Source organism: Rothia sp. HMSC071C12, assembly GCF_001813895.1.
GTDB classification, from domain to species: Bacteria; Actinomycetota; Actinomycetes; order Actinomycetales; family Micrococcaceae; genus Rothia; species Rothia mucilaginosa.
On record NZ_KV814371.1, the window covers coordinates 195,259 to 212,602 of the forward strand.

The following is a 17,344-nucleotide window of genomic DNA, read 5'->3' on the forward strand; positions in this document are numbered from 1 at the left end:
TGGTGCGATGCTCCCGCTGGTTCCACTGAGTTCACTGGCTACGGTAAGTTCGCTGATGGGCGGCATATCACGCTCGTTTGAGCGCTGGTACGCACGGGTGTGAAGGCGGGGGCGCGTTATACTTAGGACTGTCTCTAGAGGGATGTCCGCGTGTGATATCCGCTCGTCGAGGCGTTCTCTCACTCGTCTCTCACCTGAGATTCTCACTCGAAAGGTATTCCGTGGCGCTTTTCCCCATGACCTCCGGGCTTCCCAGTTCCACTACCGGCATCAGCCGCCGTTCTGCCCTGCGTTACGCGGGTGCGGGCGTTGCGGGCGTGTCTTTGAGCGCCCTGCTGGTTGCGTGCGGCGGTGGTTCTTCTAGCAATGAGACTGTTGATGCGGATACCCCTCAGATTTCCCCCTCTGCTTCTGCGCGCGCTGACTTTAGCGGCGAGGTAACCTTCGATAACTACGAGAAGAAGGGTGATTTCATTCCGGCGACCGAGTCTGCTCCCGCGCAGAACGTGCCGTTCCCCAAGCGTCCGGCGAGCGCTTCGGAGAACTCGGTGCAGGGTCTATACGATTCGATTGCGTTCGTGTATGCGGCGATTAACTACCTGGTGCTGACCGGTGATGCGGCTCCGCTGCGTGAGTCGAAGGCTGATGAGAAGTTCGTTGCTTCGTTCTCGTCGTTTATGGATGAGTCGAATGAGAGCTCGCAGAATCGTGATTGGTTTGTGTCGCCGAAGGTGACCATGTCTGCATTCACTGCGGTTCCTGCGCTGGTGAAGAAGAGCGTGCAGTGGACCTTTGATCTGGTGATTGATTTGGGTCCGACCGTGGTGATTGACGGTGCTCCCGCGGAGATGTCCGAGAAGGTGCGCCGTACTGAGCGCGGCTTGGTGATTACCGGTGTGCGCCACGATAATGACTGGACTTTGACTATTCAGGATGAGTACGAGGCTCAGGCGTCGGCTCAGCCTAAGAATGGTGGCGCTAATGGTGGTGCCGCTAACGGCGGTAATGCTGGCAATTCCGGTAACTCCGGTAATGGCGGCAATTCTAATGGTGACAACCTTTAAGCCCTCAGATGGATGAGGCATCATGCCCTAACTCGCACTCGGGTTAGGGCATGATCTGTTTTACTCTGGTAGTAACGAGCTTTCCTGGATTCAAGGTTTTTTCTCTTATGTCTTCTTTTTCTCAGTCTTTCTCTCGCCGTTCTCTGCTGCGTTTGGGCTTGGGCGCATCCGCTGTTGCGGGTTCTGCGGCACTGTTGAGCGCGTGCGGTTCGGGCGGCTCTAGCCAGCAGTCGGGTTCTCAGGGTGGTAGCCTGAACGGTTCGAAGTCGAGCGCTAACCCGAACGGGTACAGCGATGATGGTAAGAACTATTCGGGTCTGGTGGAGTACACCCACTATGAGGGTGCGGTGAATTATGAGCAGGGTACGGTGGATCATCCGCCGCGTAATGCTCCGAAGCCGAAGGTGACTGATGCTCTGTCGGCAAATACGGTGACGGGTTTCCATGAGGCGATTGCTTATTTTGCGGCAGCTATGGATTATCTGGTGAAGACCGGTAGCACGGATGCGTTCTCGACCGGCATTCAGCTGTCGTCGAAGACTCGCTCTGAGGTGGATGCTCTGTCGGCTTCTATTCTTGCGGGTGTGGAGAAGGGTTCCTGGTATGTGAATCCGTCGGCTTCCTATGCGCTTTCGAGTGCGCAGCCGTCCATTATGAGTGATGGCAACCTGCTGTTTAAGGGCCGGTACACTCTGGACTTCGGTACGGAGGCGGTGGCTGAGGGTAAGATCCAGCCGGTGGTCGCCTCGGCGAGCGCTTCTGCTGAGCCTACTGAGCCGTCCGAGGATGCGCTGGTGTCTGATGCGGCGTCCCCCACTGCTTCGGCTTCTGCTTCTGCTACTGCGGCGGGTCCTGCTTCTCAGGTGACGGTTCAGGAGTGCGATTTCCGCGGCCGCTACCACGCTGATTCTAAGATGTGGGAGCTGAGCGTGGCGTACGGTGCCACTGTTCAGGGAGGTACCGCCCAGGGAGGCGCATCCACCGCGAGTGCTGCGGCGTCTGGCGCGGCATCCGGTTCGGCTTCTGCTTCTGCCGCCGCTTCTGCTGAAGCTTCCACTGAGGCGTCCGCCACTTCCGCGGCGTCATAGTTCGTCATAACGCTTTTATCTGCGAGGCGCTTCTCACGCTTCGTCCACTCAACTCTGTATCCTGTTGGGTTTGCGGCTAAACTGGTTGCAATCACCGACTGACTGAAAGGTATCACTATGTCCGAGAACCTGACCCGCCGCGCGGCGCTGGGCGTACTGGGCGTCAGCTCCATGGCTTTGCTGGCGGCTTGTGGCTCTAAGGCTACTTCTGAGGCGTCTGCTTCCGCTTCTGGCTCTGAGAGCGCTTCTGCTGCTGCTTCTGAGTCTGCTACCGCTTCGCCCTCTGCTTCTGCATCGGCGTCTGCTTCCCCTTCCGCTTCTGCTTCGGCTTCGGCTACTGCAACGAACTCTCCGCTGCCTAACGACAATAAGGATTACAGTGGCGTAGCGAAGCTGGAGAAGATGGAGGATCACGGCGAGTACCAGCCGGGTAATGCTGAGCACCCGCCGCAGAACGTGCCGTCCCCGATTGTTCCGGAGGCTATGCACCAGAATTCGGTGGCTGGCTTCGCGGCGGCTCTGGCGTACTTCGGTGCGGCGTTTGAGTACCTGCTGCGTACCGGCGATATGCACTACATGAACGAGGTCAGCACCGACCAGGAGACCCTGGCGGCGATGAAGAAGTACGCGGACTCCACCAAGGCCGGTATTGATGAGAAGAAGACCTGGTACGTGAACCCGACCGCTACCCTGACTATTGGTACTAAGCAGCCGGTTCTGGCTCAGGGCGCGTACAACTGGACCGTGACGTTGAACGTGGACCTGGGTGAGAAGCTGTTCAAGGACGGCAAGGAGCAGACCGTGGCGGCTGATAAGCGTCACGTGAAGATGTTCGGTGAGGCTGTTGGCCGCTACCTGAACAACAAGTGGGATCTTCACATGGACATCAACTAGTCCTCTGAGGCTGGTTTTCTCCCCCGCTTTTAGCGTTGTGCCGTCTCAGGATGCGGTTTTCTACTGTTTTTTCCATTGATGGCAATAAAATTTGTGGCTCCAGCTTGCGGTGAACGGAGTTCACCACTACTCTTATATACAGAGGTTGTCTTTTGGGCTACATAATGTTTCTAGAGAGCGCCGCACATTCATCATCCTTTGTCGAGAAAGGGTTTGTGCGGCGCTTTTCTGTACCCTCTTTCTGAACCTCGTTCCTTGAGGTTTTTCTCTGGCATTATTACGAACTGTGACCGCAGGTTTAAACCTGCCGCCGGTGAGTAGTAGAGTTGCCACGTAACCGATTATTCATTGCGGAGACCCCATCGCGGCTGGCCTCCCCCCAAGCTCATGAAGGAGCACCCCATGGCAAAGATTCTCAACAGCATTGTTGAAGCAACCGGCCAGACCCCCCTGGTTAAGCTGAACCGACTGGACGAGGGTCTTCCCGGTAACGTAGCGGTCAAGCTTGAGTTCTACAACCCCGCTGGTTCGGTTAAGGACCGTATCGGTCGCGCCATCATTGACGCTGCTGAGAAGTCGGGTGCGCTGAAGCCCGGCGGCACCATTGTTGAGGGCACTTCCGGTAACACCGGTATTGCGCTGGCTATGGTGGGTGCTGCTCGCGGTTACCGCGTCATCCTGACCATGCCGGAGACCATGTCTGCTGAGCGTCGCGTGCTGCTGCGCGCTTACGGTGCTCAGATTGTGTTGACCCCGGGTACCGAGGGTATGCGCGGCGCTGTGGAGAAGGCTAAGGAAATCGTTGCGACCACCGAGAACGCTATCCTGGCGTCCCAGTTCTCCAACGAGGCGAACCCCACCATTCACTACAACACCACCGGCCCCGAGATTTGGGAAGCAACCGACGGTAAGGTCGACATTTTCGTGGCGGGTATTGGCACCGGCGGCACCATCTCCGGTACCGGTAAGTACCTGAAGGAGCAGAACCCGAACGTTAAGGTTGTTGCGGTTGAGCCGAAGGACTCCCCGCTGCTCTCCGAGGGTCGCGTTGGTCCCCACAAGATTCAGGGCCTGGGCGCTAACTTCGTTCCCGACACCCTGGACCGCGGCATCTACGATTCGGTGACTCCGGTCAGCGCTGAGGACGCTATGCGCACCTCCCGCCTGCTGGCTACCCAGGAAGGTATTCTGGGCGGTATTTCTTCCGGTGCGGCTGTGTGGGCTGCTCTGGAGGAGGCTAAGAAGTCTGAGAACAAGGACAAGCTGATTGTGGCTATCGTTCCCGACTTCGGTGAGCGTTACATCTCTACCGCTCTGTACGAGGATATCCGCGGCTAATTGAGCTTCTGAGCTCCCATTAGTGGGAGGCGTCAGGTTTATAGTGCTACGCCCCGTCTGCCGGTTGCATACACGGCAGGCGGGGCGTTTTGCGTGCCCCAATCTAGCGTCTGCGGGTGGAGGCTCTTGGCGGGGCCGTACGGGGCGTAAATATTACGTTCTGCACGGAATTGTGACTGAGATTTCGGAGGGGGGCGTCCACTATGACAGCTGAGGGTGCGGGAATAGGTGAATGAGCACCGTTGTTGGTACCTTTGGAAAGGTCGCATACACAGAGCACGACCGATGAGGGAAAGGGAACCCATGAGTTTTATTGCGCGTCTGCGTGAAGATATTGAGAACGTCCGCCAGCACGACCCTGCTGCGCGCGGCGCTGTCGAGATTGCGCTGAACTATTCGGGTATGCACGCCATTTGGGTTCACCGTCTGACCCATAAGCTTTGGCAGAAGGATGAGACGAAGGCTCTGGCTCGTACTCTTTCGCAGTTTGCTCGTTTTCTGACCGGTGTGGAGATTCACCCCGGCGCGACTATCGGCCGCCGTTTCTTCATTGATCACGGCATGGGCATTGTCATTGGTGAGACCGCTGAGGTTGGTGACGACGTGATGCTGTACCACGGCGTGACCCTGGGCGGTCGCTCCCTGGAGAAGGTGAAGCGTCACCCCACCATTGGTGACCGTGTGACCATTGGTGCAGGTGCTAAGGTGCTGGGCCCGGTGGAGATTGGTGCCGATAGCGCTATTGGTGCGAACGCCGTGGTCGTCAACGATCACCCCGCCGATTCGATTATTACCGGCATTCCGGCGAAGCATCGCCCGCGTACCCCGGAGAAGAAGAAGCCGCTGGTGGACGCTGTGGAGTACATTGACCCCGCCATGTGGATTTAGCGCTTGGCAAGCGTTTTGAGGCGGTAGAGGCGCACCTGGCGGCTCCTCACTAGGCTCCGCAGGTCTTCTTCTCCCCTGCTATGCCTCCTCAAGATACCCCTGAGGCATCTCGGGGGTGCCCCATCAAGACATAACGAAAGCCCACCTTCGGTTGGATTCTCATCCAGCCGAAGGCGGGCTTTTACGTATTCAGCTACGGGAGCTTAGTGAACGTGAATGTCCGCTGCGTTCACCTCGGAACGGTCACCGCTCCACATGGTGTGGAAGGCGCCTTCTTCGTCAATACGACCGTAGGTGTGTGCACCGAAGAAGTCACGCTGACCCTGAATCAGGGATGCGGGCAGGCGGTCGCGGCGCAGGCCGTCGTAGTAGGACAGTGCGGAAGCGAATACCGGCACGGGGATGCCCAGTGCGGTTGCCTTAGCTACCACGCGACGCCAGGAAGGAACGAGCTCCTCCATGAGGTTCTTGAATGCGGGTGCCAGCAGCATGTTCGCGGGTGCTTCGCCAGCGTAGGCAGCCATGATGTCGCCCAGCAGCTCGGCGCGGATGATGCAGCCTGCACGCCACAGCGATGCGATGGTGTCCAGCTTCAGGTCCCAACCGTATTCCTTACCTGCGCGGGTGAGCAGGTCCATGCCCTGTGCGTAGGCAACGAGCTTGGATGCGAAGAGTGCACGGCGCACATCCTCAACGAACTCGGGGTCGCCTGCACCGATGCCGGTGGTTGCGATCAGACCTGCGGGCAGTTCGCGCTGTGCCTGCTCGCGCTGCTCACGCTCGGAGGAGGAGAGGGCGCGTGCGAACACGGACTCTGCGATAGCAGAGACGGGGGAACCGAGGTCCAGGCCAGCCTTAGCGGTCCACAGGCCGGTACCCTTCTGGCCCGCTGCGTCAACGATAACGTCGACCAGGGGCTTGCCGGTCTTTGCGTCTACCTGTGCGAGCACCTCAGCGGTGATTTCGATCAGGTAGGAGCTCAGGTCGCCTTCGTTCCAGGTCTTGAAGATTTCTGCCTGCTGTGCCGGCTCAATGCCTGCGATGGAGCGCAGAATGTCGTAAGCTTCGCCGATGACCTGCATGTCAGCGTATTCGATGCCGTTGTGGACCATCTTCACGAAGTGACCCGCACCGTCGGTGGAGATCCATGCGCAACAGGGTGCGCCGTCCTGCGGTGCCTTCGCGGCGATCTTTTCGAGCAGCGGGCCCAGGTGCTTGTAGGACTCTGCGGAGCCGCCGGGCATCATGGAGGGGCCCCAGAGAGCGCCCTCTTCGCCGCCGGAGACGCCAACGCCTACGAAGTGCAGGCCCTTTTCAGCCAGGGCGTGCTCGCGACGGATGGTGTCGGGGAAGTGGGAGTTACCGCCGTCGATGATGATGTCGCCCTCATCGAGCATGGGGGTGAGCTGCTCGATCACTGCGTCGACGGGTGCGCCCGCCTTGACCATAATCAGGATGCGGCGGGGAGACTCGAGGGAGTCGACGAGTTCCTGCAGGGACTCGGTACGGATGAAGTCGCCGTCTGCGCCGTGCTCAGCCAGCAGTGCGTCGGTCTTCTCTACGGAACGGTTGTGCAGTGCCACGGTGTAGCCGTTACGTGCCAGGTTGCGGGCAAGGTTTGCGCCCATGACAGCAAGGCCGGTGACACCAATCTGTGCCTTCTTGTTTTCAGTCATGTATATAAGGATACGCGCTGAGGGCGGGCTATATATATAGGTGGAGTGCACTTTTATGCTCGAAGGAATCGCAGTTCCGGCCGGATTATCTTCGTGAGCCTCCCGCCGGGTACCCTCGCGGCAGGTCAATGGGTAAATACAACCGGGCAAACAAAAACCCCGGTACCTTGCGGTACCGGGGTAATCGGTGGGTCCTACCGGGATCGAACCGATGACATCCACGGTGTAAACGTGGCGCTCTACCAGCTGAGCTAAAGACCCGTAGTTCTCACTGTTCCGTTTCCGTTCCAGTGGCGAACACAAGAGAAAACTATACAGGCTTCTACCGGAACGCACAACTCGATAGCACGTGTTCTATGTCTCAATATTTTTTTCATTTTCCCACTGCACCCCACACTAAGCCACAGCAAGCCATGTAAGGCTGCTACCTTTCAGGTAAGGCACACCCCCTCATTCCGCGCCATTCCGCCAACCCCGCCATTCCGCGCTATTTAGGTGCAAAAAGACCATAACTAGCACTTTTAATGCGCATTTTTTCCACTCAGAGAGCCACAATGCGAAACCCACATCACAAAAACCCCCATTTGAGACCAAGAGAGGCACCTTTAGGTCTAAGATAGTAGAGATAAGAAGCGAAGTAGGTCTCACAGACCTATAGCGCTTAAACACAAAGATTGTTCGACAACGCAACATCGCGCGGCGGGCGATCTCACAACCGCACAGAAGAGAGGTTGGATTAGTTTGGCTAACGTACCGAACGAGCACTCCCTGAGCACCCTTCTTGATGGCCTCAAGGACATCGACGTAGAAGAGACCCAGGAATGGGCTGAGTCCCTCGAGGACCTTATCAAGACTCACGGCACCGAGCGTGCAGAGTACATCCTTCGCGCACTGCTCAAGGAGGCTGGCGAGAAGGGCGTTAAGGTCCCGACTCTGGTCAAGACCGACTACATCAACACCATCCCCGTCGACCAGCAGCCCGAGTACCCCGGTGATGAGGAACTCGAGCGCCAGTACCGCGCATGGATTCGTTGGAACGCAGCAATTATGGTTCAGCGTGCCCAGAAGAAGGGCATCGGCGTTGGCGGTCACATCTCCACCTTCGCAGGTGTGGCTGACCTCTACGAAATGGGCCAGAACCACTTCTTCCGCGGCCGTAACCACCCCGGTGGCGGTGACCAGGTCTTCTTCCAGGGTCACTCCTCCCCCGGTGTCTACTCCCGCGCATTCGTTGAGGGCGTCCTGAGCGAAGACCAGATGGACGGCTTCCGTCAGGAGAAGACCAAGGGCGCAGACGGTATTCCTTCGTACCCGCACCCCCGTTGCATGCCCGAGTTCTGGCAGTTCCCGACCGTTTCCATGGGTCTGGGTCCCCTGAACGCAATCCACCAGGCATCCTTCAACAAGTACCTGCACAACCACAAGATCAAGGACACCTCCGAGCAGCACGTCTGGGCATTCCTGGGCGACGGCGAAATGGACGAGCCCGAGTCGCGTGGTGCACTGCAGCTGGCTGCAAACGAGCACCTGGACAACCTGACCTTCGTCGTCAACTGCAACCTGCAGCGTCTGGACGGCCCCGTTCGCGGTAACGGCAAGATCGTTCAGGAGCTCGAGGCATTCTTCCGCGGTGCAGGCTGGCACGTCATCAAGGTCCTGTGGGGCTCCGACTACGACGAGCTGCTCAAGAAGGACAAGAGCGGCAAGCTCATCCAGCTGATGAACGAAACCCTCGACGGTGACTACCAGACCTTCCGCGGTGAAGACGGTGGCTACATCCGCGAGCACTTCTTCGGCAAGTACCCCGAAACCAAGGAACTCGTTGCAGACCTGACCGACGAGCAGATTTTCAACCTGCGCCTGGGTGGCCACGACGACAAGAAGCTCTACGCAGCCTACAAGGAAGCTATGGAGACCAAGGGCAAGCCCACCGTCATCCTGGCACAGTCCATTAAGGGTGCGGAGCTCGGCCCGTTCTTCGAGGCACGTAACTCCACCCACCAGATCAAGAAGTTCACCATGGAAGCACTGAAGGGCTTCCGTGACCACCTGAACATCCCCATCTCCGACGAGGAGCTGGAGAAGGATCTGTACAACCCGCCGTACTACCTGCCCGAGGCAAACCACCCGGCACTGCAGTACATGCAGGCACGCCGTAAGGAACTCGGCGGTTACATCCCCGGCCGTGCAAACACCCAGCCTGAGATTATCCTGCCCGAGTCCAAGGTCTACGCACAGACCAAGAAGGGCTCCGGCAAGCAGACCGCCGCTACCACCATGGCGTTCGTCCGCCTGATGAAGGACCTCATGCGTGTGAAGGGCTTCGGTCACCGTATCGCTCCCATCACCCCCGATGAGGCACGTACCTTCGGTATGGACTCCTTCTTCCCCTCGGCTAAGCTGTACAACCCCAACGGCCAGAACTACGTGCCCGTTGACCACCAGCTCATGCTCACCTACACCGAGTCCCCCGAGGGCCAGATTGTTCACGTGGGTATTAACGAGGCAGGCGCAACCGCTGCATTCATCGCTCTGGGTTCGTCCTACGACACCCACGGCGAGCCGATGATCCCGATCTACATCTTCTACTCGATGTTCGGCTTCCAGCGCACCGGCGACTCCTTCTGGGCTGCTGCCGACCAGCTGTGCCGCGGCTTCGTCATCGGTGCAACCGCAGGTCGTACCACCCTGTCCGGTGAGGGTCTGCAGCACAACGATGGCCACTCCCCGATTCTGGCGTCCACCAACCCGGCGTTCAAGATCTACGACCCGGCTTACGGCTACGAGATCGCTCACATCGTGGAGCGCGGTATCGAGCAGATGTACGGTACCAAGGACGAAGACCACAACGTCATGTACTACCTGACCGTGTACAACGAGCCGATTCACCAGCCTGCTGAGCCGGCAAACGTTGACGTTGAGGGCATCATCAAGGGTATCCACAAGATCAGCGAGTCCCCGCTGACCTCCGGCCCCAAGGCACAGCTGCTGGCATCCGGCGTTGCTGTTCCGTGGGCTGAGAAGGCTCAGCAGCTGCTGGCTGAGGACTGGGGCGTCTCCGCAGACGTCTGGTCTGTCACCTCGTGGACCGAGCTGCGCCGCGACGGCATTGCCGCTGAGGAAGAGGCTCTGCTGAACCCGAACCAGCCCGCTCGCGTTCCTTACGTGACCCAGAAGCTGGCTGGCGCTGCTGGCCCGATCGTCGCGACCACCGACTTCGCTTCGGAGGTTCCCGACCAGATCCGCCAGTTCGTTCCGAACGACTTCGCAACCCTGGGTGCTGACGGCTTCGGCTTCGCAGACACCCGCCCGGGCGCACGTCGCTTCTTCCACATCGATGCAGAGTCGGTTGTTGTCCGTACCCTGCAGATGCTGGCAAAGCGCGGCGAGGTTGCAGCAGATGTTCCCGCGAAGGCATTCGCTAAGTACGACCTGCTGAACGTGAACGCTAACTCCGAGCTGGAGCAGCACTAAGCATTTAGCTGTAGAACCCCGGTTCTGCGGTAAAAGCTAAACGATGCCCCCGGTTGATGATTTATCAACCGGGGGCATTCGTGTTTTAACTCAACTGCATGTTTTAACCGATGTAGCCCGCAGGTAACGACTATTACCTCCGGGCTACATCAGTTATAGGGGGTAGCTGGCGGAGGTGACCGGCCACTTCGCCAATTAGCCCACTCTATCTGTAGAGTAATTAATAAATATAAATGTCCCCGGTTGATGATTTATCAACCGGGGACATTATATTTATTGGTTTTTGAGAACCCACTCTTTATACCGAAGATTAACTTCTGATTGCCGCTGTCGCTGTTCTTCTAGTTTTGTTTCATTATCCCGGATGAGCGGTTTTTGGTATGAGGCTACGAGGTTGGCAAGACCTTGAGCCATTCCTGTATCTTTACTGCATTGTGCTTCAATGACGCTGAGCCGAATTTCTTCTTCTGATGCCGGGGCATTTCCATCACCGCTAGCGCGGGTTGCATTTGATAGCTCTTTTGTACCCCATTCTTGGTCGCCTTTTCGTGGCGTTAGACCTTTATCTGATAGGCATTTCCACCATGCTTCACGGTATTTTTTCCATTCGGGATGATTCATGGCAGCTGCATAAGATTCGCCGTGGATTCGACGATAGGCTTCTGAGAGGCCACTTTGCTCTTCGATGCTGATGCCCGCAATCTCTTTCATAGTGGATGAGATTTCAGGCATGCACTGTTCCATGATTTTTGTGTCATAGCCCGCGGACGATGGTGCATTCCCAGATCGCTTGAAGTTTCCATATTTGGCGGCGTATTCGGGGTTCCAGAGACCAAACTCGCGACCGGACGAAACGATTTTAATATCTTCTATATCCGGGATATATATTTCGTAGGATTGGCCGTGTTTTGCAAAACAGCGCTGCCTGAGAATTTCCAAGGCTTGAGTGTAATACTGGGAATTTTCATCTAAAAGGTCATTGTATTCTTCGAGTGGAGTAATGATTCGGTTGTTTTTATAGTCTAGAGTTGCTTGGGCTGTTTCATCACGTTCTAGTTTCGGGCCTGTAGAACAGGATGTGCAGGCTAGCGTGAATGCAAATGTTAAAGCCATTGCGGGCTGAAAGATTTTCTTGAGGTTCATGATTTTTTCCTTTCAAGAACAACAAGGGGATATATTTTATGGTTGGGTGGCATAGTACTTATGCAATACCACGCCACCCAACCATCTATACGGGGAAATTACTTTTTGCGGTGAAGGGAAGTGATCTTATCGTTCCAGTCTCCGTTCCACCAATTTCGACCTTCATAGAAACCTTCGAGGCTGTTGAAGTCGCGATAATTGATATCGAATGAGAATCCCTGGTAGTTTTCATCCTGATAAGCGACGTAACGTTCGCCATAGCTTCGGATGGAAGATACGCGATCATTCATATCGCCCAGGTGATGCACGTCCCAGTCGCCGTGGGTGTCGTGAATACCGCCTGCCTCGTTATAGTTACGCCAGTCGTAAAAGACTGCGGCGTTACCGGCGGGCATCGCTGCCATGGTAGCTGCCGTTGCAACCATCGCGGTTGCAAGAGCCTTGTAGAGCTTCATCGTAAACTCCTAGTGTTTTGAGAAGGATATCCTTCTGCGTGAGTGAGATACGTTTCACGGCCTGGTGTTTACCAAGTCGTTCTCTTAGCTACAACCCCTATCTATGTAATCGGAATCATATTTAAGAGGTGGCTACAATTTAGCACTCATTAAGGAGCCTTTTCAAGCAATGGATGAGGCATGTATCACAAAATTTAAGAGTGTATGTATAATAAGGTCTGTAAAATTTGGCATTTTGCGCCATTTGCGTACTGATAATTTTTTGCACGAATATTTTATGTGACTAAAATCACTCAAAAGATACTCTTTATGAGAGTAACGCGAATGCATGTTTTAACCGATGTAGCCCGGAGGTAACGACTATTTACCTCCGGGCTACATCAGTTACTTGTGGGCGTTGGCGAGTTTAGCCGGCGAAGTGGCCGGTCACCTCCGCCAAACGCGCCGGATTCACCAAATCAGGGTGCGTACCCTCCAGCAGCACCGCACGGAACGACGACGCATGCGCCGCCCAACCCGCCGCATCCAAATACGGCTGATCCTCATGCGGCACACCCACCAGCAACACATCACCATCAAAGAACGCCTGCTCAGCACCACGCATCAACGCCGCCGAAGCACGCATACTACCCAGGCACACGCCCAGCTTCTCCTCCGGCAGGTAACCCATCGCCGACCCCGCCTTCTGCAGACGCTCCAACGTACCCGGCAGGTCAAGCCGCTCACCAGCGGCAGGCTCCGGCAAACCGCCCATACGCAGCAGCGCACGGAAGCTCTCCTGCTCATCCGGCGCAGGCACACCCTGCCACTGCTCCGAAGGATACGCATCCAACAAGATGACGCGCTCAACCTGCGCACCCGCAGCCTGCGCCAACGCCGCAACCTGCACCGCGGCAGTACCGCCCACAGACCAGCCCATCAACGCAAAACGACGCGGCAACGAACGCTCCGCCAGGGTCTTCTCAATCAGCTTCAGGTAGCCCTCAGCCAGCTCCTGCAGGCTCGACGCAAACCCAGCCTGCGGGTCAGAGAACGCCTCAGCCTGCACAGCATACACACCCTGCTGAGCCGGAAGATGCGAAAGGTACCCCGCATAGCACCAGCCCAAACCACCCGCGGGCGGCAGAATAAACAGCGGCGCGGGGGCATCGGTAGCGTCATGCGCGGTAGGTTGTTCTCGCAGCGGCAGAACCGGCGCGAACTCCGCACCCTCGCCACGCTCGCCCGCAATGGACGCCGCCAAAGCCTGCACGGTCGGATGTGCAAAAAGCGCACCGATGCTCACGCTCAGACCCAGCTGTTCCTCAACCGCGGCAATCACCTCAAGAGCCGCCAGCGAATGACCGCCCGAGGCGAAGAAATCCTCATCCACGCCGAAACGCTCACGACCCAGCACACCGGCAATAATCGAGCACAGCTGCTGCTCCAGCAGGCCGTGCGGACCCTCAGCATCAGAAGTCTGAGGGGTCAGGTCCAGGGACGCCAACAGCTTGCGATCCGCCTTACCGGAGGGGCTCACCGGCAGAGCAGGCAGGGTATGCCACAGGGTCGGAACCATGTAGTCCGGCAGAACCTGCGCACAATGCTCACGCGCCGCCTCCACCAGCTGCTCGGCACGCTCAGCGGGCACGTCGCCGACCTCCAGCACCGCCGCCAGGGCAGGCTCACGCAGGCCGCGGTACAGCAGAGCCACCGAAGCGCTCACGCCCTCAACCGCGGCAAGAGCCATCTCAATATCGCCCAGCTCCAGGCGCTGACCGCGCACCTTAATCTGGTAGTCCGTGCGGCCGCGGTAGCCAATGACGGCGCGACCATCGGGAAGAATCTCCCAGCACGCCAAATCGCCCGTACGGTACAGGCGCTGACTCTCACCGTTCAGCAGCGCGAGCGCACCGGCGGGAGCCTGCTCCACGAAAGCCGCCGCGGTCGCCTGCGGGTTGTTCTTGTAGCCGCGCGCCAGCTGCACGCCCGACAGGTGCAGTTCACCCGTCACACCCACCGGCACGGGGTGGCCGGTCGGGTCAAGAATCAGGGTGCCGGTGTTCCAGACAGGCTCGCCAATGGGCACGCTCTCGCGCTGCGGGTCGGTGGAGGTCTCCCAGAAGGTCACGTCCACCGCCGCCTCGGTCGGGCCGTACAGGTTCAGCGGGTACACGCCCAGAACCTCGCCTGCAGCCTGCACCTGGTCCTTCTGCAGCGCCTCACCCGAGCAAACCACATAGCGCAGGGGCTGCTCTCGATCCTGACCGAAGCCAGCATCCGCCAAGATGCGGCGCGCCGCCGGCGAAGAGGTCAGCGCCGACAGCATGGTCGGCACAAAGTGCACCGCCGTGACGGACTGCTCGGCAATCACGCGCGCCAGGTAGGCGGGGTCGCGGTGCCCCTCCGGGGCGGCAATGACCACGGCGGCACCCTCGGCGAGAGGCCAGTACAGCTCCCACACGTGCACGTCAAAGGAGATGGGGGTCTTGTGCAGAACGCGGTCGCCCTCCCCCACCGGAATCTGGTGCTGCTGCCAGCGCAGGCGGTTATCAATCGCGCGGTGGCTGATGGCAACGCCCTTAGGCCTGCCCGTAGAGCCGGAGGTGAAGAGCACGTAAGCATCCTCGTCCAGGCCGGTTTTCGCGCCCGGAAGCTCCTCAGCGGCGGGTGCTGAGGAGGGAGCCCGGGTGGGCTCCTCTGCGCTCAGCAGCGGCAGGGTCTGCTCAGACAGTACGTACTGGGGCAGATTTGCGTGACGCTGCGGTTCCTGCGGGTTCAGCTCTTCCGCGCTCAGCGGCTGCAGACCGGGGCCGTGCAACAGCAGGGAACATTCGGCGTCCTCCATCATCACGCCCACACGCTCGGCGGGCAGGTCAGGAAGCACCGGCACGTAGGTGGCGCCAGCGTACAGCAGGGCGTACAGCGCCACGTACTGCTCGGCACCGCGGTGCACACGCAGACCCACCGCGTCGGAAGGGCGAACGCCCCAGTCCAGCAGCTGCGCGGCAAGCGCACGGGCGCGCTCGTCCAGCTCGGCGTAGGTGAGGGCGCGGTCAAAAGCGTAGGCGCGCTCCGACTCGGGGGTGAGCACCTCACCGGGCGCGGGGGCAGAATCCAGCACGGCGAGCGCCTGCGGATGCGCCGCCACCGCATCACGGAAGCGACCCAGCAGGGTCTTGTACTCCAGCGGGTGGTCGGTAAGCGCCGGGGCGGTCAGCTCGCGCAGGGTCGCAAGCTCCGCCTCGGTCGCCAAGCCGAGATTGTTCAGGGAGGCGTCCTCGCGCTGCGCCTCCGCCGCGTAGGCGGGCAGCCACTCGCACAGGCGGGCGGCGTGACGTTCCAGCTCCTCAGTGGTGTAGAGCGCCGGGTTCATGTCAATCTCGCAGGAGATGCTGTTGCCGCGGCCGGGCATGCCGCGCAGGGTGAAGGTCGCATCGGCAACCGGACCGGCAGAGATATTGTGAATGCGCGCGGTCGGTACCGCGGATCCGGACTTGTCCTTGGAGGGCGCCGCCAGCGGCAACACCGCATCAAAGGGAACCACGTTAATCTGCGCACCAAACAGCCTGGACTGGGCGTTACGCGCGGTACGCTCGAGGTCTTCCTGACGAGCCAGCGGATGCTCCGCGTTGCGGGCGTACTGTTCCTTCACCGAGTGCAGGGACTCCGCGATGGGGCCGGTCGCCGCAACCTGCACCGGCAGCACGTTCACCGCGGTACAGCCGGTCTGCGCGCTCGCCGTGCCCAGGGCGCGGGTCGCCTCCGGCAGGGTGCGGGCGAACATGCGGTTCATCTGCGGCACGCCGAACGAAGCCTGCGGGTAGCCGCCCACACGCGCCAGGTACGAGCCGACAGCGGCGGTCGCCAGCACGGGCCAGGAGACGGCGTGCTGCTTTGCCGCATCCAGCAGAGCCTGCTGGGTGGGCACATCAATGCTGAACGCCAGGCGCACAGACTGCGCCGACGGGGATGCGGTACGACCCGCCAGGGAGGTGTCTTCCTGCTCCAGGGCGCCGCTCGCCTCCCAGAAGGCGACGTCTTCGTCACGGGCGCTGGAGGCGGCATCGTCCGCGTCGAGCAGCTGCTGCAGACTCATGCGGCGGGTTGCCGGAACCGGCTGACCGGCGGACAGGGCGCGGTATATCGCCGCCACGCGGGAAAGGCCGTTGAACGCGGCGAATCCGTCGGCAACCACGTGGGAGAAGGAATGGTACACCCAGAGGAACCCGCCGTAACGCGCCACGGCGCTGCGCACGGTCACGCCCTCATCGATGGTAAGGGGCTGGGCGAGCAGGCGCTGTGCCCAGGCGCGCACCGGCGCGGGCAAATCAGAGTCAGGCAGGGCTGAGTCAGGCAGGTCAGAGGCGTTCTCCTCCCCCGCCTCTGCGGTGCCGTTCAGCTCGCCCTCCTCCAGTTCGCCCCCGTCCAGTTCGCCTCCGTCCACGAGCAGGTCAATACCCTCGAGGAACGCCTCAAGCGGCAGAATCTGCTGGGAGGCGGCACCATCGGCAATGCGGGTGCGCACGCGGAAACCCTCGTTCTCGCGGTAGAGCTGTTCAAAAGCCTCACGCAGCAGAGCGAGGTCGGTATCTGCGGGGCATTGCAGAACCTCCGCAGTGTTGTAGCAGGGGTTCGTCGGGTCAATCGCGGCGGCAAAGTAGATGCCGCGCGCGTTAGTGGTCAGCGGCAGCCAGGGGCTGTCAGCGCTGTGCTGTGCGGAGGGGTTCGCGGCGGTGCGAAGGTCGGAAGCAGTCCCGAAGCTAGCGGGTGCGGTAGTATCAGCTACGCCCATGGTGGCCTCTCAAAGGTCTGGATTAGGGGTCTGGATTAGGGATGATATGCGGTGTGTGAAAGGTAAGTGTGAAAGGTAGGCTACTGCTCCGCCGCTTCACGCTGGCAGAAGTGCGTTGGCAGAAGTGCGCTGACAAGGGTAAACGCAGCCACACAACACGGCACAAAACCTGCGCAAAGAAAAACGAGGCGAGTAGCAAACACCCCGGGTACCCGCCTGCATTCGCGGCAGGCGGGCACTCGGGGTGCGGTAACGCTTAGCCCAGGCGGGAGGCGATGAACTCCACGGTCGGGTTCTCTACCAGCTCGGTAAACTCAATCACGGCGCCCTCAGCGGCAAGGTCGTCGAGCAGGGCGAATGCGCCCATAGAGTCCATGCCTAGGGAGAACAGGTCGGTGGTCGGCTCGTCAAAAGCGGTCTGCAGGGAGTCGGGCTCGACGATGTACTTCTCCATGATGGGGCGCAGGGTCTCAAATGCGGACATTTTTCTCCTCAATAGGGGTAGGAATAAGGGCGTACGGTTTAGCCGAAAATGGTCAGCTCAAAGGGT

The 17,344-nt window shown here is 59.3% G+C and carries 11 protein-coding genes and 1 tRNA gene; 6 read left to right on the top strand and 6 right to left on the bottom strand.

Annotated elements, in window-relative coordinates; all coding sequences use genetic code 11:
- Window positions 1-221: 221 nt before the first annotated feature.
- The 5 genes from HMPREF2942_RS04075 (at window position 222) to epsC (ending at window position 5,272) form a co-directional block, all read left to right on the top strand.
- Window positions 222-1,064, top strand: coding sequence for a DUF6318 family protein (locus HMPREF2942_RS04075; protein WP_070688459.1), 843 nt, complete (start codon window positions 222-224; stop codon window positions 1,062-1,064).
- A gap of 107 nt (window positions 1,065-1,171) precedes the next feature.
- The gene (locus HMPREF2942_RS04080) at window positions 1,172-2,152 is read left to right on the top strand and encodes a DUF6318 family protein (protein ID WP_070688460.1); all 981 of its coding nucleotides are present in this window, start codon (window positions 1,172-1,174) and stop codon (window positions 2,150-2,152) included.
- 117 nt (window positions 2,153-2,269) lie between these two features.
- Window positions 2,270-3,046, top strand: a complete 777-nt coding sequence (locus HMPREF2942_RS04085) for a DUF6318 family protein (RefSeq protein WP_012903318.1) — start codon at window positions 2,270-2,272, stop codon at window positions 3,044-3,046.
- 402 nt (window positions 3,047-3,448) lie between these two features.
- Complete coding sequence (cysK, locus tag HMPREF2942_RS04090; protein WP_005505601.1) at window positions 3,449-4,384, top strand: cysteine synthase A; 936 nt, start codon at window positions 3,449-3,451, stop codon at window positions 4,382-4,384.
- A 303-nt stretch (window positions 4,385-4,687) separates the two neighbouring features.
- On the top strand, window positions 4,688-5,272 hold the full coding sequence (gene epsC, locus HMPREF2942_RS04095) for a serine O-acetyltransferase EpsC (protein WP_005505599.1): 585 nt from the start codon (window positions 4,688-4,690) through the stop codon (window positions 5,270-5,272).
- A 203-nt stretch (window positions 5,273-5,475) separates the two neighbouring features.
- Here the strand turns inward: epsC and gndA are convergent, their stop codons facing one another.
- Together gndA and HMPREF2942_RS04105 are read right to left on the bottom strand one after the other, a co-directional pair.
- Complete coding sequence (gene gndA / locus HMPREF2942_RS04100) at window positions 5,476-6,948, bottom strand: NADP-dependent phosphogluconate dehydrogenase (protein WP_005505596.1); 1,473 nt, start codon at window positions 6,946-6,948, stop codon at window positions 5,476-5,478.
- 188 nt (window positions 6,949-7,136) lie between these two features.
- Window positions 7,137-7,209: transfer RNA gene (locus HMPREF2942_RS04105), tRNA-Val, on the bottom strand.
- A gap of 480 nt (window positions 7,210-7,689) precedes the next feature.
- Here HMPREF2942_RS04105 and aceE point away from each other — a divergent pair.
- Window positions 7,690-10,422, top strand: a complete 2,733-nt coding sequence (aceE, locus tag HMPREF2942_RS04110; RefSeq protein WP_070688461.1) for a pyruvate dehydrogenase (acetyl-transferring), homodimeric type — start codon at window positions 7,690-7,692, stop codon at window positions 10,420-10,422.
- 273 nt (window positions 10,423-10,695) lie between these two features.
- Here the strand turns inward: aceE and HMPREF2942_RS04115 are convergent, their stop codons facing one another.
- The 4 genes from HMPREF2942_RS04115 to HMPREF2942_RS04130 form a co-directional block, all read right to left on the bottom strand.
- Window positions 10,696-11,565, bottom strand: coding sequence for a hypothetical protein (locus tag HMPREF2942_RS04115; protein ID WP_044141541.1), 870 nt, complete (start codon window positions 11,563-11,565; stop codon window positions 10,696-10,698).
- Between the two features lie 98 nt (window positions 11,566-11,663).
- Window positions 11,664-12,020, bottom strand: a complete 357-nt coding sequence (locus HMPREF2942_RS04120) for a beta/gamma crystallin-related protein (protein ID WP_005507425.1) — start codon at window positions 12,018-12,020, stop codon at window positions 11,664-11,666.
- A gap of 406 nt (window positions 12,021-12,426) precedes the next feature.
- Window positions 12,427-16,794 carry a non-ribosomal peptide synthetase gene (locus HMPREF2942_RS04125; protein WP_210399421.1) on the bottom strand — a complete coding sequence of 1,456 codons (4,368 nt, stop codon included), beginning with the start codon at window positions 16,792-16,794 and terminating at the stop codon, window positions 12,427-12,429.
- 256 nt (window positions 16,795-17,050) lie between these two features.
- Window positions 17,051-17,278 carry a phosphopantetheine-binding protein gene (locus HMPREF2942_RS04130; protein WP_005507422.1) on the bottom strand — a complete coding sequence of 76 codons (228 nt, stop codon included), beginning with the start codon at window positions 17,276-17,278 and terminating at the stop codon, window positions 17,051-17,053.
- Window positions 17,279-17,344 lie beyond the last annotated feature (66 nt).